The 23,485-nt window shown below is 66.0% G+C and carries 21 protein-coding genes; 9 read left to right on the forward strand and 12 right to left on the reverse strand.

Annotated elements, in window-relative coordinates:
- The first annotated feature begins 16 nt into the window (after positions 1-16).
- A complete protein-coding gene (gene aspS / locus IEY31_RS03890; RefSeq protein ID WP_188969212.1) occupies positions 17-1,747 on the forward strand; it encodes an aspartate--tRNA ligase in 1,731 nt (576 codons plus the stop codon).
- A gap of 89 nt (positions 1,748-1,836) precedes the next feature.
- Here the strand turns inward: aspS and pdxT are convergent, their stop codons facing one another.
- The 5 genes from pdxT to rho all read right to left on the reverse strand — a co-directional run bounded on the left by pdxT (position 1,837) and on the right by rho (position 6,579).
- Positions 1,837-2,454, reverse strand: a complete 618-nt coding sequence (gene pdxT / locus IEY31_RS03895) for a pyridoxal 5'-phosphate synthase glutaminase subunit PdxT (RefSeq protein WP_188969214.1) — start codon at positions 2,452-2,454, stop codon at positions 1,837-1,839.
- Positions 2,444-3,340 carry a pyridoxal 5'-phosphate synthase lyase subunit PdxS gene (pdxS, locus tag IEY31_RS03900; protein ID WP_188969216.1) on the reverse strand — a complete coding sequence of 299 codons (897 nt, stop codon included), beginning with the start codon at positions 3,338-3,340 and terminating at the stop codon, positions 2,444-2,446. Before pdxS ends, pdxT begins: the two co-directional genes overlap by 11 nt.
- A 51-nt stretch (positions 3,341-3,391) precedes the next feature.
- The gene (locus IEY31_RS03905; protein WP_188969218.1) at positions 3,392-3,850 is read right to left on the reverse strand and encodes a response regulator; all 459 of its coding nucleotides are present in this window, start codon (positions 3,848-3,850) and stop codon (positions 3,392-3,394) included.
- Positions 3,851-3,860: 10 nt separating this feature from the next.
- Entirely contained in the window at positions 3,861-5,159 is a 1,299-nt protein-coding gene (locus tag IEY31_RS03910) for a M23 family metallopeptidase (RefSeq protein ID WP_229723299.1), read from the reverse strand.
- A 127-nt stretch (positions 5,160-5,286) separates the two neighbouring features.
- Positions 5,287-6,579 carry a transcription termination factor Rho gene (rho, locus tag IEY31_RS03915; RefSeq protein ID WP_188969220.1) on the reverse strand — a complete coding sequence of 431 codons (1,293 nt, stop codon included), beginning with the start codon at positions 6,577-6,579 and terminating at the stop codon, positions 5,287-5,289.
- 605 nt (positions 6,580-7,184) lie between these two features.
- Between rho and IEY31_RS03920 the strand changes: the two genes are divergently transcribed.
- Both IEY31_RS03920 and ileS read left to right on the forward strand, forming a co-directional pair.
- Complete coding sequence (locus IEY31_RS03920) at positions 7,185-7,514, forward strand: DHCW motif cupin fold protein (protein WP_188969222.1); 330 nt, start codon at positions 7,185-7,187, stop codon at positions 7,512-7,514.
- Positions 7,515-7,551: 37 nt separating this feature from the next.
- Positions 7,552-10,731 carry an isoleucine--tRNA ligase gene (gene ileS, locus IEY31_RS03925; protein ID WP_229723300.1) on the forward strand — a complete coding sequence of 1,060 codons (3,180 nt, stop codon included), beginning with the start codon at positions 7,552-7,554 and terminating at the stop codon, positions 10,729-10,731.
- Between the two features lie 86 nt (positions 10,732-10,817).
- Here the strand turns inward: ileS and IEY31_RS03930 are convergent, their stop codons facing one another.
- Positions 10,818-11,657: a DegV family protein gene (locus IEY31_RS03930; RefSeq protein ID WP_188969224.1), complete on the reverse strand. Its 840-nt coding sequence runs from the start codon at positions 11,655-11,657 to the stop codon at positions 10,818-10,820.
- 202 nt (positions 11,658-11,859) lie between these two features.
- On the opposite strand from IEY31_RS03930, the gene bshA reads away from it, so the two are divergent.
- Complete coding sequence (gene bshA, locus IEY31_RS03935) at positions 11,860-12,984, forward strand: N-acetyl-alpha-D-glucosaminyl L-malate synthase BshA (RefSeq protein WP_188969226.1); 1,125 nt, start codon at positions 11,860-11,862, stop codon at positions 12,982-12,984.
- 93 nt (positions 12,985-13,077) lie between these two features.
- On the opposite strand, the gene IEY31_RS03940 is transcribed toward bshA, so the two are convergent.
- From IEY31_RS03940 to IEY31_RS03950, 3 genes are all read right to left on the reverse strand, one after another.
- A complete protein-coding gene (locus tag IEY31_RS03940) occupies positions 13,078-13,698 on the reverse strand; it encodes a histidine phosphatase family protein (RefSeq protein WP_188969228.1) in 621 nt (206 codons plus the stop codon).
- Positions 13,695-14,444, reverse strand: coding sequence for a spheroidene monooxygenase (locus tag IEY31_RS03945; protein WP_188969230.1), 750 nt, complete (start codon positions 14,442-14,444; stop codon positions 13,695-13,697). Before IEY31_RS03945 ends, IEY31_RS03940 begins: the two co-directional genes overlap by 4 nt.
- A gap of 83 nt (positions 14,445-14,527) precedes the next feature.
- Complete coding sequence (locus IEY31_RS03950; RefSeq protein ID WP_229723301.1) at positions 14,528-15,223, reverse strand: DUF899 domain-containing protein; 696 nt, start codon at positions 15,221-15,223, stop codon at positions 14,528-14,530.
- 119 nt (positions 15,224-15,342) lie between these two features.
- Here IEY31_RS03950 and uvrC point away from each other — a divergent pair, with 119 nt between their 5' ends.
- Positions 15,343-17,193: an excinuclease ABC subunit UvrC gene (gene uvrC, locus IEY31_RS03955; protein ID WP_188969427.1), complete on the forward strand. Its 1,851-nt coding sequence runs from the start codon at positions 15,343-15,345 to the stop codon at positions 17,191-17,193.
- 93 nt (positions 17,194-17,286) lie between these two features.
- A complete protein-coding gene (locus IEY31_RS03960; RefSeq protein WP_188969232.1) occupies positions 17,287-18,192 on the forward strand; it encodes an SDR family oxidoreductase in 906 nt (301 codons plus the stop codon).
- 154 nt (positions 18,193-18,346) lie between these two features.
- Here IEY31_RS03960 and IEY31_RS03965 read toward each other — a convergent pair whose 3' ends face one another.
- Positions 18,347-18,499 carry a hypothetical protein gene (locus IEY31_RS03965; RefSeq protein WP_188969234.1) on the reverse strand — a complete coding sequence of 51 codons (153 nt, stop codon included), beginning with the start codon at positions 18,497-18,499 and terminating at the stop codon, positions 18,347-18,349.
- 252 nt (positions 18,500-18,751) lie between these two features.
- On the opposite strand from IEY31_RS03965, the gene IEY31_RS03970 reads away from it, so the two are divergent.
- Positions 18,752-19,501 carry a phosphatase PAP2 family protein gene (locus IEY31_RS03970; RefSeq protein WP_229723302.1) on the forward strand — a complete coding sequence of 250 codons (750 nt, stop codon included), beginning with the start codon at positions 18,752-18,754 and terminating at the stop codon, positions 19,499-19,501.
- A gap of 163 nt (positions 19,502-19,664) precedes the next feature.
- Positions 19,665-19,742 carry a LacI family DNA-binding transcriptional regulator gene (locus IEY31_RS03975; protein ID WP_229723315.1) on the forward strand — a complete coding sequence of 26 codons (78 nt, stop codon included), beginning with the start codon at positions 19,665-19,667 and terminating at the stop codon, positions 19,740-19,742.
- A gap of 212 nt (positions 19,743-19,954) precedes the next feature.
- Here IEY31_RS03975 and IEY31_RS03980 read toward each other — a convergent pair whose 3' ends face one another.
- Both IEY31_RS03980 and IEY31_RS03985 read right to left on the reverse strand, forming a co-directional pair.
- Positions 19,955-21,367: an aspartate kinase gene (locus IEY31_RS03980; RefSeq protein WP_188969236.1), complete on the reverse strand. Its 1,413-nt coding sequence runs from the start codon at positions 21,365-21,367 to the stop codon at positions 19,955-19,957.
- A 103-nt stretch (positions 21,368-21,470) separates the two neighbouring features.
- Positions 21,471-22,043: a CopD family protein gene (locus IEY31_RS03985; RefSeq protein WP_188969238.1), complete on the reverse strand. Its 573-nt coding sequence runs from the start codon at positions 22,041-22,043 to the stop codon at positions 21,471-21,473.
- A 405-nt stretch (positions 22,044-22,448) separates the two neighbouring features.
- Between IEY31_RS03985 and gap the strand changes: the two genes are divergently transcribed.
- Positions 22,449-23,444, forward strand: a complete 996-nt coding sequence (gap, locus tag IEY31_RS03990) for a type I glyceraldehyde-3-phosphate dehydrogenase (protein ID WP_188969431.1) — start codon at positions 22,449-22,451, stop codon at positions 23,442-23,444.
- The last annotated feature ends 41 nt before the right edge of the window (positions 23,445-23,485 follow it).

Here is a 23,485-nt window from a genome sequence, read left to right on the forward strand (position 1 = left end):
CTCCGAAGGAGTCTCCATGAAACGCACCGCCATGATCGGCCAGCTCTCCCCCACCCACGCCGGGCAACCCGTGACCTTGCAGGGCTGGGTGGGCCGCCGCCGTGACCTGGGGGGCCTGATCTTCCTGGAGCTGCGCGACCGCAGCGGCCTGATTCAGGTGCAGGTGGAGCCGGATTCTCCGGCGTTTGCCCAGGCGGACCGCCTGCGCGCCGAGTACGTGGCCGAGATTGAGGGCACGTACCAGCTGCGTCCCGAGGGCCAGCGCAAGGGAAATGCGGCGGATTACGAGGTGATTGCCTCGCGCGTCAAGGTGCTGAACACCGCCAGAACCCCGCCCTTTGAGCTGGAAAAGGGCGCAGAGGTGGCCGAGGACATCCGGCTGAAGTACCGCTACCTGGACCTGCGCCGGCCGGAGATGCAGCGGGCGCTGATGTTGCGCAGCCGGGCGACGGCGGCCGTCACCGCTTTCCTGGACGCCGAGGGTTTCGTGGCCGTCGAGACCCCTATGCTCACCAAATCCACCCCGGAGGGCGCGCGAGATTTCCTGGTTCCCAGCCGCCTGAACCCCGGCGAGTTCTACGCGCTGCCGCAGAGTCCGCAGCTGTTCAAGCAGCTGCTGATGATCGCGGGCCTTGACCGCTACTACCAGCTGGCCCGCTGCTTCCGCGACGAGGACCTGCGGGCGGACCGTCAGCCGGACTTCACGCAGCTCGACATGGAGATGTCCTTTGTGGAGCAGGAGGACGTGCTGGAGTTGCAGGAGCGATTACTGTCACATGTGTTCAAGACGGTGCTGGACGTGGAGTTGCCGCTTCCCTTTCCCCGCCTGAGCTATCAGGACGCGATGGACCGTTACGGTTCCGACAAGCCGGACCTGCGCTTCGGCATGGCGTTTGGGGACGTGACCGACCTGTTCGCGGGCGGGGACTTCGCCGCTTTCGCGGATGCCGGGGCGGTCAAGGTACTGGCCGCCCCGGACCTGACCCGCAAACAGATCGACGAGTTAGAGCGGGTGGCCAAGCAGAACGGCGCGAAGGGCCTGGCCTGGGCCAGACGCAGTGGCGAGGGCTTCACTGGCGGCATCAGCAAGTTCCTGACGGCGCAGACGGCGGCGCTGCTCGAACGGACTGCCCTGCCGGAGGGCGGGATCCTGCTGTTCGCGGCGGGCGAGTGGAAGCGGGCCGTCACGGCGCTGGGTGCGGTACGCCTGGGCCTGCGCGATCTGTTTTCCCTGGCGGCGGCGGGTCCGCAGTTCCACGTTTCATGGGTCACTGATTTCCCCCAGCTGGAATACGACGAGGAAAGTGCCACCTGGACCTACATGCACCACCCCTTCACCGCCCCGCACCCTGACGACGTGGCGTTGTTCGGCACCGCCCGGCAGGGTGAGATTCGCGCCCAGGCCTACGATCTGGTGCTCAACGGCTTCGAGATCGGCGGCGGCAGCATCCGTATTCACGACCCGGCGGTGCAGCAGCAGATGTTCACGGCCATCGGCTTCTCGCCGGAGGAAGCGCGGAAACAGTTTGGCTTCTTCCTGGACGCGCTGGAGTCCGGAACCCCCCCGCACGGCGGCATTGCCTGGGGCTTTGACCGCCTGGTCATGGTCATGTCGGGCGCCAGCAGCATCCGGGAAGTTATTGCCTTTCCCAAGAACAATCGGGGCGCCGATTTGATGGCCCTGGCCCCCTCCCCTGTTTCCGCAGCTCAACTGGAAGAGGTGGGGCTGGAGAAGTCCGGGAAATAGTCTGGAGAGATCAGCGAACCTGCATCGCTGATCTCTCCAGACTAAGTGAATTGTTTCACGATAAACCTAGATCGTGAAATTGATATTTGCTAGGCTATTTCACTCTTCGTTTCGACAGCCATCTTCAGAAACAACGCGTGGACGCGGGGATCGCTGCTGAGTTCTGGATGAAAAGCCGTTGCCAGCACATGGCCCTGACTGAGCATCACGGCCTGACCCTCCCAGGTGGCCAGCGTGTTGACCTGAGGGCCTGGGGCGGTGAACGCCGGAGCGCGGATGAAGACGGCGGGAAAGGCCGCGTCCAGGCCCGCGACCGGCAGGGCAGCCGCGAACGAGTTGATCTGTCGGCCGAAGGCATTGCGCTGCACCACGGCGTCCAGTAATCCCAGGCTTTCCTGCTTGCCACCAAACTGCGGCGGCGCTCCCCGGACCTCGCGGGCCAGCAGGATCGCTCCGGCGCATGTGCCCCATATGGCCCCACCCGCAGCGTGAAAAGCGCGAATCGGCTGCCACAGGGCATATACCGTGAGGAGGCGGGCCATCGTCGTACTCTCCCCTCCCGGCAGCACCAATCCGTCCAGTTCCGCCAGATCGGCAGGCAACCGGACCTCTGTCACCGCCGCTCCCAGCGACTCCAGAATGCGGCGGTGTTCACGAAAGGCGCCCTGAAGGGCCAGGACGCCAATCCGGGACGATTTACCAGCCACGCGAGGCGAGGCGCTCGGCGGGAATCAGGTCGTCGATGTTAATGCCGGTCATCGGTGCACCCAGGTCCTCACTGATCTCGGCCAGCACGTCCGCGTTCTGGAAGTGGGTCACGGCCTTGACAATGGCCTGAGCACGGCGCTCGGGATTGTCGCTCTTGAAGATGCCGCTGCCCACGAACACACCGTCAAGCCCCAGTACCATCATCAGGGCCGCGTCGGCAGGCGTAGCGACGCCGCCAGCGGCAAAGTTCACCACCGGCAGTTTGCCGTGCTGGTGAACGTACCTGACCAGTTCGTAGGGGGCCTGCAGGTCACGGGCCACCGTCATCAGTTCTTCGGTGGGGCGGGCCTGGATCGCCCGGATCTCGCCCAGCACGGTGCGGGCGTGGCGCACGGCTTCCACAACGTTGCCGGTCCCGGCCTCGCCCTTGGTGCGAATCATGCTTGCACCCTCGCCCACGCGGCGCAGCGCCTCGCCCAGGTTCTTGGCTCCACATACGAACGGCACCTTGAAGTCGGTCTTGAGGATGTGAAACTGCTCGTCGGCGGGGGTCAGGACCTCGGACTCGTCGATGAAATCCACGCCCAGCGCCTGCAGGATCTGCGCCTCGACGATATGGCCGATGCGGACCTTGGCCATCACCGGAATGGTCACCGCGGCAATGATCTCCTTGATCATCTTGGGATCACTCATGCGGGCCACACCGCCGTCCACGCGGATGTCGGCTGGAACGCGCTCCAGGGCCATCACGGCGGTGGCCCCGGCCGCCTCGGCAATGCGGGCCTGGTCAGCCGTGACCACGTCCATGATCACGCCGCCCTTGAACATTTCGGCGAATCCGAAGTTAAGCTGGTTCTGCTGGTCCTGGGGGGTGGAGTCACTCATGGCCGCAGCATAGGCCGCAACTGCCCCCATTCATAGGGCCAGAAAAGCAGTTTAGGTGGGGTCAGTCTTCAATGTACGATGCCACTCTTCCCAGATGCGCTCAATGGTCAGCGCCAGTTCGGCGGGACGGAAAGGCTTGACCAGGTACGCCTGCACCACGCCGCCGCGGGAGCTGGAAGCTGCCGGGGGATTGAGCCCCGAGAGGTAGACCACCGGGGGCATCTGGCGGGAAGGCTGGCCGCCGTGGGCCTGATACTGGGCCTGCAACCGCCGCACCGTCTCAAAGCCGTCCCAGGGGGCCATCAGCACGTCCATGACAATCACGTCGATGTCGCGCTGACGGCAGATTTCCAGCGCCTGCGGGCCGCTGGCGGCCAGACTCACAGCGTACCCCCGCATCTGCAGGGTCAGGTCCAGCAGTTCCAGAATCTGGGTCTCGTCGTCCACCACCAGCAGTTGCAGGGGCCGCCGCGTCCCCTCCGGGGTGGTCAGCTGTGGCCCGCCCGTCATGGGTACGCCGTCACGGCAGCATGGCAAACGGGTCGATGGCCTGTCCGCCCAGCCGGACCTCGAAATGCAGGTGCGGCCCGGTGCAGATGCCGGTGCAGCCGATGTAGCCCAGGAGCTGGCCCGGCTGCACGGTCTGCCCGGCCACCACCGCCGTGCGGCTCATATGGCCGTAGATCACGGTGCTGTTGCCGCTGACGGTCAAGACGTTCAGGCCAAAGGCCCCATAACCGCTGGCCGAGACCGTGCCCCCGCTGGCCGCGTAGATCGGTGTGCCGAAGGGCGCGGCCAGATCGATGCCGCCGTGAAACACCTCCCGGTGAAACGCAATGTCGCGCTCACCAAAGCGGCTGGTCAGGGTAAAGGAGCGCAGCGGCCACGCCAGACCGCCCACCCGCCCGGTGCTGGCCGTCTGCACGGTGGCGGGAAGGTTGGCCTGCGGCCTCACTGCGGCAGTGGCGGCCCGCTGCCGCGCTGCGGCCTGAGCGGCCTCGTACTGGGCCTGACGCTCGTAGGCCGCCTGCTGCCTGCGGCGCTCCGGACTGTCCTTCCAGGCCAGGTAGGCCTCGTACTTTTGCTGACGGGCGTACTTTTCCTGCAAGCGCTGGCGATCGCGGTCCTTCTTCCAGGTCAGATACGCCTCGTACCGCTGCTGCTTTTCGTAGGCCAGCTGCGCCTGCCGCTCGGCCTCGCGGGCGGCCAGCAGCTGCAGGCGGAAGCCCTCGGCGCGTACGCCCGGCAGCAACAGTTCGTCGCCCACCTGCAGTTCGGTGGGCAGCACGTCATTGGCGTGGGCGGTGGCCACCAGATCCGCGCCATACCCGGCGATCAGCGACAGGGCCGACTGGCCGGGCTTGATGCGGACCAGCAGGCCACGCTCGCGGGTGGGGATGTTGAGCGTTTCGCCGGCCCGCAGGGTGTCCAGACTCTGGCGGTCCAGATTAACCCCCAGCAGGTCCACCATGCTCAGGCCGTGGCGCGTCGCCACCGCGCTCAGCGTGTCGCCGGGCCGGGCCGCGTAGCTGTGGACCGAGGAGGGCCGGGCCGGGGCACGCACCGCTGCGCGGCCCGGCAGCCGGATCTCGCTGAGCCGCCAGTCGGACGCCGATTTCAGCGTCCGCACCGCTCCTGTCGTCACGCCGTAACGCCGGGCCAGCACCTTGGGTGTGATCTGGCCCGCCGTGATGATCTGGACCGACAGCCCGCCCGGTGCCCTTTGCAGCACCACATCGGGTTCGGCCTCGAACAGAGCGACAGGCGTGGGGAAAAGCGCGGCCAGCCGTTCAGGCAGCGCGGCGGAAGCGTGGGCCACGGGTGAGGCTGCCAGGAGCAGGGCAGCCCCAAGCAGGACGCGGGCATAACGACGGACAGGAGACAGGGGGGCAGGTGAAAGGACAGTCAAGCGTCAGATACTCCGGATTCAGGTCAGGTGGTGGGCGTCAGCCGCCCGCCAGATTTTGCAGGAACTCCACATTGTTGCGGGTCTTGCCCATGCGCGAGAGCAGCATTTCCATCGCGTCGGCCGGGTCCATGTCGCTGATGACCTTGCGCAGCAGCCACATCTTCTTCAGGACCTCCGGCTGCAGCAGCAGCTCCTCGCGACGGGTGCCAGACTTGAGAATGTCCAGCGCAGGGAAGATGCGGCGCTCTTCCAGCCGGCGCGACAGGACGAGTTCGGCGTTGCCGGTGCCCTTGAATTCCTCGAAGATCACGTCGTCCATGCGGCTGCCGGTTTCCACCAGCGCGGTGGCCAGGATGGTCAGGCTGCCGCCCTCGCGAATGTTGCGGGCCGCGCCCAGGAATCTCTTGGGCCAGTGCAGCGCGTTGCTGTCCAGACCGCCCGACAGCGTGCGGCCGGTGGGCGGCGTGACCAGGTTGTTGGCGCGGGCCAGACGGGTGATGCTGTCCAGCAGAATCACCACATGCCCGCCGTCCTCCACGATGCGCCGGGCGCGTTCGTGGACAAATTCAGCCACCCGGACGTGGTGCTGTGGCGGCTCGTCGAAGGTGGAGGCCACCACCTGCGCGCCCTGCACGCTCTCGCGGAAATCGGTGACCTCTTCCGGACGCTCGTCGACCAGCAGCACCATCACGGTCACGTCGGGGTAGTTCTTGACAATGGAGTTGGCGATCTGCTTCAGCAGAGTCGTCTTGCCGGCCTTGGGCGGCGCGACGATGAGTGCCCGCTGTCCGCGCCCGATGGGCACCAGCAGATCCACAACGCGCAGGCTCAGGCCGTCGGGGTTGCCGGGGTCTTCCAGCACCAGCTGCGCTTCGGGAAAGGTGGGGGTCAGGTCATCGAAACGCGGGCGGCGGCGGGCCGACTCAGGGTCCAGACCGTTGACCGCCTCCACCTGCACCAGGGAGCCGAAGCGTTCGTTCTCGCGCGGGCGGCGAGCGCGGCCGATCACGTCGTCGCCGGTTCGCAGATGGTTGGCCTTGATCAGCCCGGCCGTGACCAGCACCGTGCGGCTGTTGGGGTCCAGCAGGTCCGACTGCAGGAAGCCGTAGCCGTCGGCGCTGATTTCCAGGTAACCGCGTGCCAGCAGCTGCCCCTCAGCGTCGGCCTGGTGCTCCATGATCGCCAGCGCCAGCGCGTCCTTCTTCAGCTTGCGGTAGTTGTCGATGCCGTACCCGGCGGCGATCAGGTGCAGCTCGGGCAGGATCTTCTGCTGCAGTTCCTGATACGGCAGGGCAGCCGTAAAGGGCGAGGCTCCGCTGAAATCGGTCACTGCGGACACCCGTCCCGGGCTGGGGTGGGCTGGATATTGATGTGGTAACGGCTCGGTTGAGAATGACAAGGCAACTTCATTGGATACTCCCTGACAAGGATTGTACGCGCCCGCCGCCGAATACACCGTGAGGGCACGCGGAGGCAGAGGGGGAGGCAGGCGGAGACGACACCCAGCATACCCCCAGCGCGCCCTGACGTCCTGCGCTGCGGGTATGGCGCAGCCTTTGACGCGGCACTGACCGGCGCATTGACCCGCACGGTCCCGCCGCCCTACCATGAGGGTCACTCCTGAAAACGGGGTGAGCACGCAGATGCGAACGCGAGGACAGTAGGCCAGCGCAGGGCAGTCGGGAGCGAGTCAGGGACGGTGGGAGCCTGACAAACCAGCCGCCACGCCGAACATCACCTCCCGCGCAGACGGAAGAAAGGCCCGCACAGGCCGACTAGACCCGTCCGGACGCCCCCCGGCAGAGGGCCTTGCAACGAGACCGCGAGCATCTAGCGGCAAAGTTGGGTGGTACCACGCACATGACCTTCACGGGCGGCGCGTCCCAGCATTGAAGCTGAGGCGCGTCGTCTTTTTTCATGATGGGAGGAAAAGCCATGCAGATGCAGGACATTCCGTTTGGCGTCACCGACTGGTCTGCGGTGCCGGCCACCACGCATCCGGGCGTGAGTGGCGTGGCCCACTGGCGCACGCAGACGTTCGGCGGCATCCGCGTCCGCATGGTGGAGTATTCCCCCGGCTATCTGGCGGACCACTGGTGCCGCAAGGGCCACATCCTGCTGGTGCTGGACGGTCAGCTGAACACTGAACTGGAAGACGGCCGCACCTTCACCCTCACGCCCGGCCAGAGCTATCAGGTGGCCGATCAGGCCGAAGCGCACCGCTCCAGCACAGCAGATGGAGCCAGCCTGTTTATCGTCGACTAGCCCTGTATCTCCAAGTCTCCCCCACCGAGGTCTCCCCATGTCCATGTTCAATCCCGTCGAAGCCAACCCCAAATTCCCCGCGCTGGAAGAGGCCACCCTGCAGTGGTGGAATGAAAAGAAGATCTTCGAACGCAGCCTGGAAGGCACCGCCGACGGCCCGGTGTACACCTTCTACGAGGGGCCGCCCACCGCCAACGGACAGCCGGGCATCCACCACGTTCAGGCCCGCAGCTTCAAGGACCTGTTTCCGCGTTTCAAGACGATGCAGGGCTTCCATGTGCCGCGCAAGGCGGGCTGGGACACGCACGGCCTGCCGGTGGAAATCGGCGTCGAGAAGCGGCTGGGCCTGAATTCAAAGCGTGAGGTGGAGGCCTACGGCATCGACAAATTCAACGCCGAGTGCCGCCAGAGCGTCTTCGTGTACGAGGCCGAGTGGCGGCGCTTCACCCAGCGCATGGGCTACTGGGTGGATCTGGACGACGCCTACATGACGCTGCACAAGGACTACATCGAATCGGTGTGGTGGAGCGTGGCCGAGCTGGAGAAAAAGGGGCTGCTGTACCGGGGCTTCCGCGTCGCGCCGTACTGCCCGAAAGACGGCACCACCCTGTCCAACGCCGAGGTCAGCGAGGGTTACAAGGATATCCAGGATCCCAGCATCTACGTCACGCTTGACCTGTTGGAGCCGGAAAGGCTGGGGCTGGAGGCAGGCGCGGCCTTTCTGGTCTGGACAACGACGCCGTGGACGCTGCCGTACAACGTGGGCGTCGCCCTCCACCCGGACTTCGAGTACGTGGCCGCGAAGGACAAGGACGGCAAGGTGCTGATCCTGGCCCGCACGCTGCTGGATGAGGTGCTGGGCGAGGGCGCGGAGGTCGTGAAGTCGTTCCGGGGCACGGAGCTGGACCGCCTGAGCTACACCCCCCTCTACACCGAGGCGTATGACGCGGAGGGTGACGGCGCACCCGTCTGGATGAGCGGCCTGGACACCTACGTCTCCGACAGCGACGGCACCGGCATCGTCCACACCGCCCCGGCCTTTGGCGAGGACGACATGCGGCTGGCGAGAAACTACGGCTTCCCGGTGATCGTGGGCGTGGACCCGGAGGGCAAGCACCGCTATGGCCCGTGGAAGGGCGTCTTCTTCCGCGACGCCAACACGGACATCAGTCGTGACCTCAAGGGGCGCGGCGTTATGTGGCGCGACAAGAACTTCATGCACTCCTACCCGCACTGCTGGCGCTGCGGCACACCGCTGATGTACTACGCCACCGAGAGCTGGTACCTGAACAACACCTCCCTGAAACAGCGGCTGATCGAGCTGAACCAGACCATCGACTGGCACCCGCCGCACATCAAAAACGGGCGCTACGGCGGCTGGCTGGAAAACCTGATCGACTGGAATCTCTCGCGGAGCCGCTACTGGGGCACGCCGCTGCCGATCTGGGAGACGGCGGACGGCGGCAAGTACAAAGTCGTTGGCAGCTACGCCGAACTGGCGGAACTCAGCGGGCGGCCCGAGCTGACCGGGCCGGACTTCGATCCTCACCGCCCGTTCGTCGACGACATCACCTTCGAACTGGACGGCGAGACGTACAAGCGCGTCCCCTACGTGATGGACGTGTGGTACGACAGCGGTTCGATGCCGTTTGCGCAGCACCATTACCCGTTCGAGAACAGGGCGAAATTCGAGGCGGGCGGCTTTCCCGCCGACTTTATCGCCGAGGCGATTGACCAGACGCGCGGGTGGTTCAACAGCCTGCACCAGATCGGCACGATGGTCTTCGATTCGGTGGCGTACAAGTCGGTGATCTGCTCCGGGCACATCCTGGACGAGAAGGGCTTCAAGATGTCCAAGAGCAAGGGCAACATCGTGGACCCCTGGGAGGTGTTCGGGCAGTACGGGGCCGATGCCGCCCGCTGGTACATGTATGTCTCGGCGCCGCCAGAGCTGTCCCGGCGCTTCGGCATGAATCTGGTGGGCGAGGCGTTCCGCAGCTACTTCCTGACGCTGTGGAACACCTACAGCTTCTTCGTGCTGTACGCCAATCTGGACAAACCGGACCTGCGGGCCGCCCCGCCGCTGGAGGAACGCCCGGAGGTGGACCGCTGGCTGCTGGCAAAAGTTCAGGCCCTGATCGCCACGGTCACCGAGCGGCTGGAACACTACGATCCCACCGGATCGAGCCGCGCCCTCCAGGACTTCGTGACCGAGGACCTGAGCAACTGGTACGTGCGGCGCAACCGCAGGCGCTTCTGGAGCGGGGACGGCACGGTGGACCTGAGCGCGTACGCCACGCTGCACTACGCGCTGGTCACAGTGACACAACTGACCGCGCCGTTCACGCCCTTCCTGGCCGAGACGCTGTACCAGAATCTGGTGCGCAGCGTGGATGACACCGCGCCGGAAAGCGTGCATCTGTCGAGCTGGCCGGTGGTGGACGAGTCGCTCTCGGCCCCGGCGCTGGTGGGCGAGATGGACGCCGTGCTGCGGGTGGTCAGCCTGGGCCGGGCGGTGCGTGCCGGGAGCGGCATGCGCCAGCGGCAGCCGCTGCCCCGCGTGATGCTGCGTGCCCGCACGCCCCAGATGACGGCGGCGCTGGGCCGCTTCGGCGAGCAGATCCGCGAGGAGCTGAACGTCAAGGAGGTGGAGTTGCTGGACCAGTATGCCGAGCTGGTCAGCTACGCGCTGCGCCCCAACCTGCCGCTGCTGGGCAAGAAGTTCGGCAAGGCGGTGCCGCAGGTGCGCGCGGCCCTGAACGCGGCGGACGCCTCCGAGATCGCGCGGGCGGTGCGGGACGGCAAGCAGTTTGAAGTGGTGGCCCCCACCGGCGAACGCTTCGAGCTGGGGCCAGACGAGGTGCTGGTGGACGCCCAGTCTCCTGAAGGCTACGCCGCTCAGGAGGAGGCCGGGTATCTGGTGGCCTTCGACACCACGCTGACGCGCGAGCTGACGCTGGAGGGGCTGGCCCGCGACCTGGTGCGCGGCATTCAGGACGGGCGCAAGAAGGCGGGCTTTGAGGTTCAGGACCGCATCACCCTGCACCTGGCGCTGGAGGGCGACGCCAGGGCCGCCGCCGAGGCGTGGCAGGAGTACCTGGTGTCCGAGACGCTGGCCGAGACGCTGGTTTTCGGTGAGGCGTCCGGCTTCCGGGCCGAGGTGGAAGGCGGCGCGGCGTACCTGGAGCGGCTGGAGGCAGACGGACTGACGGCCTGAATTTGAGAAGAGCGGGGACGCGGCTTGGTTTCTGCCGCGTCCCCGCTCTTCTCTTCTGGTTCAGCCTACTGCTGGACGTGGGCCGCTCAGGCCGGGCGGGCCATGAAGCCGAAGGTGCCGGGGCCCACGTGTGCGCCGACCACCGGGCCCAGCATGTGCATGCGGGCCTGCTTGACATTCAGACCGCTGGTGGTGACGGCGTGGCGCAGCGTCTGCATGCGGCCGCTGTCCCGCCCGGCGTGAATGACCGAGATGCACAGCGGCTGATCCCCGAAGCGGGTCCGCACACCGTCCAGCATGTCCTGAATGGCGCGGTCCGACTTGCAGCGCCGCAGGGGTTTCAGTTCACCGCCCTCAAAACCCAGGATCGGACGCACGCCCAGCATGTTGCCGAAGAAAGCCTGGGCACGGCCAATCCGGCCTCCCCGGCGCAGGTACTCCAGGGTTGGCACGCTGAACTCGGCGTGAATCTGGGCACACACGGCCTCGGCGGCCTGGACCGCGCTGACCGCGTCGCCCCCATTCAAGACAGCCATGCGGGCGGCCAGCACCGCCTCGGCCAGTGGTGTGCTGGCCAGTCCGCTGTCCAGCACGTGGATCCGCCGCTCCATCTTGAGCAGCGCGGCGGCCCGCCGGGCATGTTCCACGGTTTGCGAGAGCTTGCCCGACAGGTGAATGCTGATCACCTCATCGTGGGTGTCCAGCAACTCGCGGTAGCGTGCGGCAAAGGCCGTAACGGCCACCGGCGTTGTGGTGGCGGTTCCGCCCGATTTCATGTGGATGTAGACCGCGTCAGGATCGATGTCCTGCCAGTCAAGCAGGTCGCGTTCCTGCATGTGCACCGTCAGGGGAATGATGTGGACGCCAAGCTTGAGGGCTTCCTCCATGGGGAGGTCACAGGTCGAGTCGGTCAGCACAGCGATCATTCATCAATTCTCAGGCCCAGCTCATCTGGGCGTCTGTGTTGTTTTTCTCGTCCTTGTCAGTACTTTGGGGGTGGTGGGGGGGGGTGCCAGCGGTGGATCTTGAGCAGCAATCTTAAGGTTTACAGGGAAATTGTATGGGGCCGCTATACTTCGCAGCCATGCCTACGCCTGCCTTTCCCAGCCCACCGCACGGACGCCGCCCTTGAAAATCGCGGTGCTTTGCCATGCCAGCGCGGGCGGCTCGGGTGTCGTGGCCACCGAGCTGGGCCTGAAGGTTGCGCGAGCCGGCCATGAGGTGCATTTCGTGGGTTCGGCGCAGCCGTTCCGGCTCTCGGGCCAGGGCGGCATGCACGGGCCGTACTTTCATCAGGTCAGCGGCTTTGCCTACGCATTGTTCGAGCAGCCTTACCCGGAACTGGCCGCCGCCAACACCCTGACCGAGGTGATGCTGGAATACGGCGTGCAGCTGGCGCACGCGCACTACGCCATTCCGCATGCGACGGCGGCCATTCACGCGCGGGCCATCGTGGGCTCCGGGCGGGTGCTGACCACCCTGCACGGCACTGACGTCACGCTGGTGGGCGCCGAACCGGCCTTCCGCCACACCACCCGTCACGCCATTGAACGCAGCGACCACGTCACCGCCGTCTCGCAGTTCCTGGCGGACCAGACACGCGAGGTCTTCGGTACTGACCGCGAGATAGAGGTCATTCACAACTTCGTGGACGCCGAGCGCTTCCGGCGCATCACCGATCCCGAGGTGCGGCTGCGCTTCGCCCATCCAGAAGAGGCGCTGCTGGTGCATGTCAGCAATTTCCGCCCGGTCAAGCGGGTGGAAGACGTGGTGCAGGTGTTTGCCCGCGTGGCCTCCGAGATGCCGGCCCGGCTGCTGATGATCGGCGACGGCCCGGAGCGCCCGCGCGCCTTTGAACTGGCCCAGCAGCTCGGCGTGATCGGCCGGACGCATTTCCTGGGCTCGTTTCCCGACGTGGAGACGGTGCTGGGCATCAGCGACCTGTTCCTGCTGCCCAGCAGCAACGAGAGTTTTGGTCTGGCCGCCCTGGAAGCCATGAGCTGCGAGGTGCCGGTGGTGGCCGCCCGCGCCGGAGGCATTCCCGAGGTCGTGGAGGACGGCGTAACCGGCTTCCTGCACCCGGTGGGCGACGTGGACGGCATGGCCGACGCGGCGCTGAGGGTGCTGCGGGACCGTCAGCTGTACCTGGGCATGGGGGCGGCGGCGCGGCATGCGGCCACCACGCGCTTCTCCCCTGCCCTGATCGTGCCGCAGTATCTGGAGGCTTACGAGCGGGTGATCCGGGCCGGTTAAGAGGTTGAGGATGGACGAGTTCCATCTCATTCACTTCAGCTTCTCCATACAAGTGAAAAGATTCACGATAGACCATACTCGTGAAATTTTAGTTCACTGGATATCTTCAGCCAAGGTCTCGACGTTCCAGCGCCCCTCCAGTTGCCTTAACTGGGTCAGGGCCGCGTTGGTGTGGGTGAAACGGCCAGAGCGCCACGTCTGGACCACCGGGTCACCCAGCAGCCGAATCAGCACCGAGATCAGCACGCCGCCGTGCGACACGACAATGGGTGTCCCGCCCCCTTCCAGCACAGGTTTCAGCGCCGCCTCAAAACGATCTGCCACGTCCTGCTGGCTCTCGCCGCCCGGAAACGCGACGCGGTCACCCGGACCGACAAGTTCGTCGAACCGCCCGTCCAGATCGCTGTAGGGCCGCCCCCGCCACGCGCCAGGATCAATCTCCTGAAGACCGTCCAGCACCGTAACAGTGACGCCCAGCAGGTCCGCAACGGGCGCGGCGGTCTGCTGGGCGCGGGCGTAGGTGCTGGCGAAAATGCGCGGTGAATCGGGATTGAGTGCGGCAATCCTGCGGGCCAGCGCGTGGGCCTGGGCGTAGCCCTGGGCTGTCAGGCCGTCATGCCGGCTGTCCGGGCCGCGCAGGACCCCCTCGACGTTGCCGGCAGTCTGCCCGTGGCGGGCCAGGAACAGGCGGGAAGCGGGTGCGGAACAGGTCACAGCCCGAGTGTAGCCATTCCGGGACCCACGGACGTCAGCCCTTCCCACACGCCCCGGACCTCCTGCACCGTGAAGCGGGCGAACAGTTCCTCGCTATACCAGTGTTCCTGACGGGTGCGGGCAATGGCATGGCGGTGCGCCTGCCCGTGGTACGCATAGGCGCGCATGCTGGACTGATCCTGCCACACGCTGAAGGTGGCCTGCTGAAGCACCGGCCACTCGCCCAGGCCCATCGCTGAAACCAGGCCGGGCTGGTCCGGAAGGAACACCTGGGTGCCTGGCACCGCCCGCCAGAAGGCCGCCAGCCGGGAGGGCCGGATCACCGCGCGGGTCAGGACGGCGATGGGCTGGTGATCAGCCGCAGCATTCACGACAGGCGGGCCAAGCGGCTCCTGGCCGGCCCAGCGCCCGTGCCAGCGCAGGGGAGACAGCAGCAGGGTGGTGGTGTCGGCGACCTGTTCCCGCTCCTGACAGCGCCAGGGACTGTCCTCGAACAGGTCAAAGGCGGTCCGCGACTGCCACACGGCGAAACGCGCCCAGCGGCCCAGATCCACACTGAGCGAGAGGGTGGAGCCGCGCCCGGTGCCCAGCAGGCGGTAGAAGGTCAGGCCCGGCAGCCCGCGCAGATGCGCGTGATCGGTGGCCATGCGCCGCATCCCCGCACGCCGGTCAGCAGGCGCGTAACGGTTGACCGTCAGGGTCACGACTTGCTCGCCAGGGGTGGGAACGGACAGCGGCGCAGGCATCCGCGTCAGTCTAGACGGGGGCTGGACGCAGAATTTGGCCTGACCTACTTTTCCCCCGCCAGGATGGGCTGCGTCGCGGGCGGCTAGCTCTGCGGCCAGCCTTCCGGCACGTCCTGCCACGCCTCCTGCCGTCCGTACGGCACGATGTCCAGGTAGCCGTAGATGCCGATCAGGTTCTCGACACCGCGCCCGGAGGTGGAGTAGGTGAGGTACGGTCGGCCGTCCACCATCAGAAAGGCGCTGTAGCCGGGGCGTTCGCCTCCGTCCTCGCCGGTCCAGCCCCAGTCCCGGTTGAAAGTGTTGGAGAATGACGAGTACCATGGGACGTCCCAGCCCTTCTCCTGACCGTACGCCTGCAGCTTCTCAATGGGCGCACGGGAGATTCGGACGAATGAGATGTCGGCAGCGTGGAGGGTGGGAAGGTGCAGTTTGCTGTTGTCGGCCCCATAGGTGCAGGCCGGGCAGCCCCGCTCCCACTCGGGCTGAAACATGAAGTGGTGCACGATCAGTTGCGGGCGCCCCCCAAACAGGTCGGTGAGGGTGATGGGGCCGTCCTCACCCATGAACACATAGTTCTCGACCTCGGTCATGGGAAGAAAACGGCGCTGGGTGGCAATGGAATCAGAGAGGCGGGTGGCGGCCTTTTCAAGGTTAAGAATGGCGTCCCGCCGCCGCTGCCAGCTGGCCCGGTCGACAATGGGAGGATGCGCTGAACCAGGGATGCTCATCAGAAACTCCTTTCGGCTGCGGATGCTGCCGCGCCGGATTGTCACACTCACGACACTAGTACGTCATACACAGAATGTCAATTAGTTTTTCTTAAAATGGACGACTCACCATGAATGCCGGGTTTGCCTGGATCACGGTCTTTTCCCCGCCTCTCCCCTATGCTGGGCAGGTGCATTTCGACGACCTGCCTGTGCTTCCCACCACCCCTGGTGTGTACATCTTCCGCAAGGGGGGTGTGCCGATCTACATCGGCAAGGCCAACAACATTCGCAGCCGGGTGGGACAGCACTTCAAGGCGGGCGGCAAGAGCGGCAAGTTCACCGCGCTGGCCGAGTCGCTGGAATTCATCACCGCCCGCAATGAGGTTGAGGCCCTGGTCCTGGAAGCCAACCTGATCAAGCAGCACCGCCCGCACTACAACGTCACACTGAAGGACGACAAACACTATCCCTTTCTGAAGCTGACCAACGAGCCGTTCCCGATGCTGGTGGTCACGCGGCGGGTGCTCAAGGACGGCGGCAGCTATTACGGCCCGTACCCGGATTCCTCGGCGGTGCGGCGGGTCAAGCACCTGATCGACACCATGTTTCCGCTGCGCAAGAACAGCGGCCTGCCGATGCAGAAGAAGCCGCGCCCCTGCCTGAACTTTCATATGGGGCGCTGCCTGGGGCCGTGCGTGGACAAGGCCGATCCGGCACAGTACGCCCGCGTCGTGGATGACGTGAAATCACTGCTGGAGGGCCGCGCCGCGCCGGTGATTACCCGCCTCAAAGAAGACATGCAGGTGGCCGCGCGGGGGCAGGACTTTGAGCAGGCCGCCCGCGTGCGTGACCGCGTGCAGGCGGTTCAAAAACTGTTCGGCACCGAACAGCACGCCTTTGTCAGTGACGAGACGGACCTGGACTTCCTGGGCGTGGCGCAGGCCGGGGAATACGCGATGGTGCAGCTGTTCCGTATGCGCGGCGGGCGGGTGGTCGGGCGCGACAAGCGTTTCCTGACCAGCGCCGAGGAAGGCACGCCCGGCGAGATCGTGGGGGCCTTCGTGCAGGATTACTACACCCAGGCGACGCACGTGCCTCCGCTGATTCTGCTGCCCGCCGAATTCGAGGACGCGCCGCTGTGGAGCGTGTTTCTGAGCGAGAAGGCCGGGCGCAAGACCGCCATGCGGACGCCCAAGCGCGGCGACAAGGTGGACCTCGTGGAGATGGCGCAGCGCAACGCGGTCAACGGGCTGGACTCGGAACTGGCACTTCTGGAACGCCGGGGCGACCATCCGGGGCTGGACGCGCTGCGCGAGGTACTGGCGCTTCCGGACCGCCCGTGGCGCATCGAGGGTTATGACAACTCGAACCTGTTCGGCACCAACATCGTCTCCGGCATGGTGGTCTTCGAGGGTGGACGGGCGCGGCGCGGCGAGCACCGCCGGTTCAAGGTCAAGGGCCTCGATCACCCCGACGACTACACCTCCATGAAGCAGACCGTGTCCCGCAGATTCACGGGCAGTCTGGCCGACAAGCTGCCGCTGCCGGACCTGATCGTGATCGATGGCGGGCGCGGGCAGGTGAACGCGGCACTGGACGCGCTGAAAGAGGCGAACATCCGGGTGCCGGTGGTGGGGCTGGCCAAGCGCGAGGAAACCATCATCCTGCCGGGACGCTACGGAGCGCAGTGGTGGCTGGATACGGGCACCGAGGTCGGCGTGAACCGCGAGATGCTGCTGCTGCAAACCCATCCGGCCCTGCGCATTCTGATCGCCGTGCGTGACGAGGTTCACCAGTACGCCATCACCTACCACCGCAAATTGCGCGGTCAGGACATGCTGCGCAGCGTCTTCGACGATCTGCCGGGCATTGGGCAGAAACGGCGCGACGCGCTGCTGGAGGAGTTCTCCAGCCTGGAGGATCTGGCCGCCGCCCCGGTCGAGCAGATCGCCGCCGTGCCGGGCATGAACGCGCGGGCCGCGCAGAGCGTCAAGGAATTTCTGAGCCAGCGTGAGGCCAATCGGGTGCCGCTGGGCTAACGGTTCAGCGTCTGCACACCGCGCCTTGTCACAACCTTTCAAGTGTGTGGGGGTGTGGATTCCTGCCCGGCCCCGGCGGCAACACTGCCGGACATGACCAACGACCCCGTGACCAACCAGTACGAGATGCGCGACCCGCTTAGCCAGTACCCGCGCCCGCCGTTCCCGAAGCAGCCGCAGCCTGCGCCGGGGCTCGCCAGCAGGATGGATCCGAAGCCGGACCACGGTGAGGACAGCTATGTCGGCTTTGGCCGCCTGAAGGGCCGGCGGGCGCTGATCACCGGGGCCGACTCGGGCATCGGGCGGGCGGTGGCCATTGCCTTTGCGCGTGAAGGCGCGGACGTGGCCCTCAACTACCTGGCCGTCGAGGAAAGCGACGCCGAGGAAGTGGTCCGGCTGATTGAGGCGGCAGGACAGAAGGCGGTGGTGATTCCCGGTGACCTGAAGAACGAGGCGTTCTGCCAGGAACTGGTGGAACGGGCGGTGGACGGCCTGGGAGGGCTGGATATTCTGGTCAACAACGCGGGCAAGCAGACGGCAGTGGACGACATCGCCGACATCACCACCGAGCAGTTCGACGACACCATGAAGACCAACATCTACGCCATGTTCTGGATCACCAAGGCCGCGCTGCCGCACATGCAGGCGGGATCGACGATCATCAACACCACCTCGATCCAGGCCAGTCAGCCGTCCCAGAACCTGCTGGACTACGCGATGACCAAGGCAGCGATGGCGAACTTCACCGGTGGCCTGGCCAAGCAGGTGGCGGCAAAGGGCATCCGGGTCAATGCTGTGGCCCCTGGTCCGTACTGGACGGCCCTGCAGCCCAGCGGTGGACAGCCGCAGGAAAGCGTGATGAAGTTTGGCGAGAAGGTGCCGCTGGGCCGCCCCGGCCAGCCGGCCGAGATTGCGCCGCTGTACGTGCTGCTGGCCTCGCAAGAGTCGAGCTATATGACCGGCAACGTGTATGCCAGCACGGGTGGCACGCTGTACTGAGCGCGGTCTGCGCTGCCCTTTTCTTCTTCAGAAAGCATGGAGCACAGTTCTGTCCCCAACGTTCAGCACAACGGCAGAAATCTTCACAGGATCAAGGAAGACCGCCCTCTTCAACTTCGAAGGGGGCGGTGTCTGGTGGGGTGGTCCTGCGCGGTCACGCGGGCCGGAGCCGCTGGAACAGGGCGCGCAGGCTGAGGCGGGGGCGGTCCTCGCGGGCGGGGCGGGCCTGTCTCGCGCGGCTGGCCTGGGCGGCTTCCTGCTGGAAATCCTGGGCGCGTTGCTGGCCGTACTGAAGGTCAAAATGCATGGTGTGTTCCCTGTGGGCGCTGGTTGCCACTGCGGCATCCTGGGGTCCAGCGCGGATGAACCTATGGTGCGCCGCGCGGCCCCCTGAGCACATCGGACGGGTGGCTGATCACGGCTGGGCAAATTGGCCTAGCGGCGCAGATGACTGGACCACCTGCGGGCCGGGTCCACAGCGGGCGGTGGACAAGAACAGGCGCGGAGCGTTAAGCATCCGCCAAGCGCATAGACACGCCGGGCGGAGTGTAATAACGGCGTGTTGTCGCAGCTGCCCCGGGAGATCGTTGCCTTCGTCAGGGCCCACTGGCGTAGCCTGTTGATGCTCCTGCTGGGCGTCCTGCTGCCGCTGGTGCTAATCGCCGAGCTGACTGAGGATCTCTTCCGCGACGGTGGGTTCGCCTGGGACGGGGCCATCCTGGAGTGGTACCGGGCGCACCGCACGCCGACGCTGACAGGACTGGCCGTTGCGCTGGGGGTGATCGGTGGGGTGAAGGTGCTGCCGCTCATCGCGCTGGGCATCGCGCTGCTGCTGGCGCGGGCAGGTGGGCGCGTCCATGCGTGGTATCTGGCCTTTGCCCTGTCGGGGGCCGCGCTGCTCAATGTGCTGGCCAAGGTGATCTTCCAGCGCCCCCGCCCGGATGAGCTGGGCGCCGTGCTGGTGGAGGCAGGCTTCAGCTTTCCCAGCGGGCACGCGATGTCCAACGCGGCGTTCGGCATCGCGCTGGGCCTGGTCTTCTGGCGGTCGCGCGTGGGCTGGCCCGTGGCGGTGCTGGGCGTGTGTTGGGGCGTTCTGGTGGCGGCCAGCCGCAATTACCTGGGCGTGCACTACCCCACCGATGTGATCGTGGGCTTTCTGAGCGCTGCGGCCTGGGCGTATGGCCTGTACCTGCTGATGGCTCGGCGCTGGCCGGCCCTGCGGAACTCTCCGGGCGGACTTGGCGATACCCGGTCACCCGCCGACCATGCCCTGCCGCAGAGGGAACGGGAGCGGGACCACACGCGGTAAGGGTTTCATCTGGCAGAGATGCTCCTGAAATCTCCAGCCGGCAACGCCTCAACAGCACTTTCGAAAGCAACCAAACTCGGATCGTTCAACAAATTACGATCTTTCTATCAGGTGACCCACTGGGCCAGTCAGGCGCTGTCCTGTATCTGGGACCGTCACGCTGATGCAGGTGGCGCGGGAAGCGGGTGTCTCACCCAGCACCGTGTCGCCCATTTTGAACGGCACCGCCCCGGCAGCGTAGTACCCGGAGCGTATGCCTTCCAAGTTGGGGACGAGTCGGCCAGGGTCCGCCTGCCCTGGGTGGGTCCAGCGGATCAGACCGTCCGTGTGGGCGGCCTGACTCCACTTCTCGGATTCTGGCCCATTGGTCGTTCTCTTCTAGTGATTTAATTCACGATATTTTGTGCTCGTGAAATTCTTGTTCCCTACTTAAATAATGTTTTCCTGGCCTCGTCAGTTGCCCACCGCCACAGGCTGACCCAGCCCGAAGGCGGCGTGGACGGCGCGCGTGGCCTCGTCCACCTGATCGCCCTCGATGGCGACGCTGATGTTCAGCTCGCTGCTGCCCTGGGAAATCATCAAGATGTTGATGTCCTGCGAGGCCAGAGCCGTGAACAGTCGCGCTGAGACGCCCCGCTGGCCGCGCATGCCGCTGCCCACGATAGCGAGGACCGCCACGTCAGACTGCCGGTCCACCTTCAGTTCACGGCTGACCCCGGCCCGCAGGGCGGACAGGGTGCGCTCGGCGTCACCGCTCTGGACCGCCAGCGAGACGTTGCTCATGGAGCTGCTCTGGGAGACCATCAGCAGGGTGATGTTCTCACGGGCAATGGCGTCAAAGACGCTGGCAATCACCTCCGGGATGCCCAGCACACCCGCGCCGCTGATATTGATGATCGACACGTTGCGGATGGCAGTCACGGCCTTGACCGGGTGCCCGGCCTCGTCCTGGGCCTGGGCCTGCACCAGCGTGCCGGGAAAGTCGGGATCGGCGGCGCTCTTGACCCGCAGGGGGATGCCGCTTTCCTGCAAGGGCGTCACTGCCAGCGGGTGCAGCACCTTTGCGCCGAAATAGGCCAGTTCCATCACCTCGCCGTAGCTCAGGACGGTAATGTTGCGGGCATCCTTGACCACGCGTGGGTCGGCGCTCATCACGCCGTCCACGTCCTTCCAGGCCCAGACCTCGTCGGCGCCCAGCGCCTTGCCGATGATTGTGGCTGAAAAGTCGGTGCCGCCGCGCCCCAGGGTGGTGATCGCGCCGCGTTCGGTCTCCCCCATGAAGCCCGACACCACCGGCGTGACCCCGGCGGCCAGCAGCCCGCTCAGCCGGTCCCTGACGCGTTCGTAGGTGGTGGGCAGCGGCTTGGCATTGCCAAAGTGCTGATCGGTCAGGATGCCTGCCTCACCGCCGGTCAGGTGGTGGGACCGGAAACCCTGGCCCTCCAGCGCCAGCGCCATCAGCGGGGCCGAGAGCCGCTCGCCGAAGGCCACGATCAGGTCACGGCTGCGCGGGGTCAGCTCGCGCAGCAGGTACACGCCGTACACCGCCTGACGCAGCGTCTCGTGCATCTCGCGGATGTCGCGCACCGTGGCGCTGTCGGGCGCCGCGCCGAGCTCCTGGGCCGCCGTGAAGTGGCGCGTCCGCAGCGCAGCGATCTCGTCGTTGGCGGCGGCGATGTCACCGGATTCGGCGGCGTCGGCCAGGGCCAGCAGTCCGTTGGTCACGCCCGCCATCGCGGACACCACCACCACGACTTTCACGCCCAGCGAGACGCTGCGGCCCGCCAGCGAGGCGCTGTGGCGAATGGCTGCCGAGTCCTGCATGTTGGTGCCGCCGAATTTCATCACGAGAAGGGTGTCGCTCATGGGACCCAGTATGGGGCGACGCTGGGGGGGGAGGAGGGGGAAGTCTGGTCAGCACATGAAAAAAGAATTGAGGCCCACCGCGACGCTCCCACCGAATTCAGCCTCAGTGTCCCGAATGGTCCGTCCCCGTGGCGTGCATCGGCGGAGGCTGACCTGAGAGCGAGGCCGTGACCCCCAGCACCGCCAGCAGGGTCAGCGCCTCGGCGGCCAGGCGGCGGCGCACGCCCTGGCCGGTGGCAAAGGCGTGGCGCACAAGAATGGCGGCCAGCAGTGCCAGCCCCACCACCGCCACCTTGAACAGCAGCGTGCGCCCGTAGGCCGAGGTGGACAGCCCCAGAGGGTTACCCGCGTGTTCCAGGGACATACACACGCCACTTACGCCCAGGGTCAACACCGCGCCCAGGGCGTAGGGGGTGAACCGGCGGGCCAGGGCGGCGCTGGCCCCCGCCCGGGTCAGCAGGGCAAACACGCCACCCACCCACATGCACATGGCCCCGGCGTGTAGCGCGTGCAATACGTGAACGGCCTGTCCGTGCGAGGCCCCGTGACCAATTCCGGCCAGCCCCCACAGCAGGACGCCGCCGGCCCCCAGGGCAGACAGGCGGGACAGCGCTGCCAGCTCAGCTGCCAGCAGCACTAGGCCGCCGATCCACGACACCAGCACGGCGCGGTTCACCGTTCCGCTCCTGGGGCTGAGGAAAGGCATCGGCCTGCTCGGCGGCCACCCAAGAAGCACACCAACCCTCTAAGAGTCGGCTGCCACCCCTCGACTCCCCAATCAGGGCCACCTTGGATGCGGGCCGGGTCCACCACCCTGTCTCGGTTCAATACACTGCCCCCGGCGTGCGCTCTCCCTGCGGGACGGACTCCTGGCCTGCCTTATGCTGGCTGCCGCCCCCCTGACCATCCGGCCTGGAGGTTTGCGCCGCTGTGTGACCAGCCTTACGCTTTGGTGTAGATAAGACACCAAGCCGGAACGGATTTGAGCCGTTAGACTGAACCATGAGAGGTCAGTCGCCGCCCAGCGTGGACGGCGGCCCTCAGGACTGGAGGCAACATGACAGGAAACAACACGGGCAAGATGAAAGTGGGCATCAACGGGTTTGGCCGCATCGGGCGTCTGGTGTTCCGCATTCTGGTGGAACGCGGCGTGGACGTGGTGGCCATTAACGATCTGACCGACAACAAGACGCTGGCCACCCTGCTGAAGTACGACTCCACCGCCGGACGTTTCGATGGCACGGTAGAGTACGACGACGACAGCATGACGGTGAACGGACAGAAGATTCACACGCTGGCCGAACGCGATCCCGCCAACATCAAGTGGGGCGAGATGGGCGCCGAGATCGTGATTGAGTCCACCGGCATCTTCACGAGCCGCGAGGGCGCGAGCAAGCACATGGAGGGCGGCGCCAAGAAGGTCCTGATCACCGCGCCGGCCAAGAACGAGGACTTCTCCATCGTGCTGGGCGTCAACGAGCAGGACTATGACCCCAAGAACCACCACATCATCAGCAACGCGAGCTGCACCACCAACAGCCTGGGCGCGCCAATGAAACTGCTGGACGAGGCCTTCGGCATCGAGAAGGCCATCATGACCACCGTCCACAGCTACACTAACGACCAGCGCATCCTGGATCTGCCGCACAGCGATCTGCGCCGCGCCCGCGCCGCCGCCATCAACATCATCCCCACGTCCACGGGCGCGGCCAAGGCCGTCTCGCAGGTGTACCCCAAGCTGAAGGGCAAGTTCGACGGCACCTCGCTGCGCGTGCCCACCCCCGTCGGCTCAATCAGCGACGTGGTGGTCATCCTAGGCCGCGACGTGACCGTGGACGAGGTCAACGACGTGTTCCGCAAGGCCGCCGAGACCACCCACAAGGGCATCATCAGCTACACCGAGGACCCGATTGTGCTTCAGGACATTGTGGGCGACCCGCACAGCGCGATCATCGACGGCGGCCTGACCATGGCGATGGGCAACCTCGTCAAGTTCTTCTCGTGGTACGACAACGAGTGGGGTTACAGCAACCGCATCGCCGATCTGGTGGAACTGGTTCAGGAAAAAGGCGTCTAAACATTGACGGAAGATGGCGGAGGGCACACGCCTTCTGCCAT

Origin of the sequence: Deinococcus aerolatus (assembly GCF_014647055.1) — a bacterium.
Lineage (GTDB): Bacteria > Deinococcota > Deinococci > Deinococcales > Deinococcaceae > Deinococcus > Deinococcus aerolatus.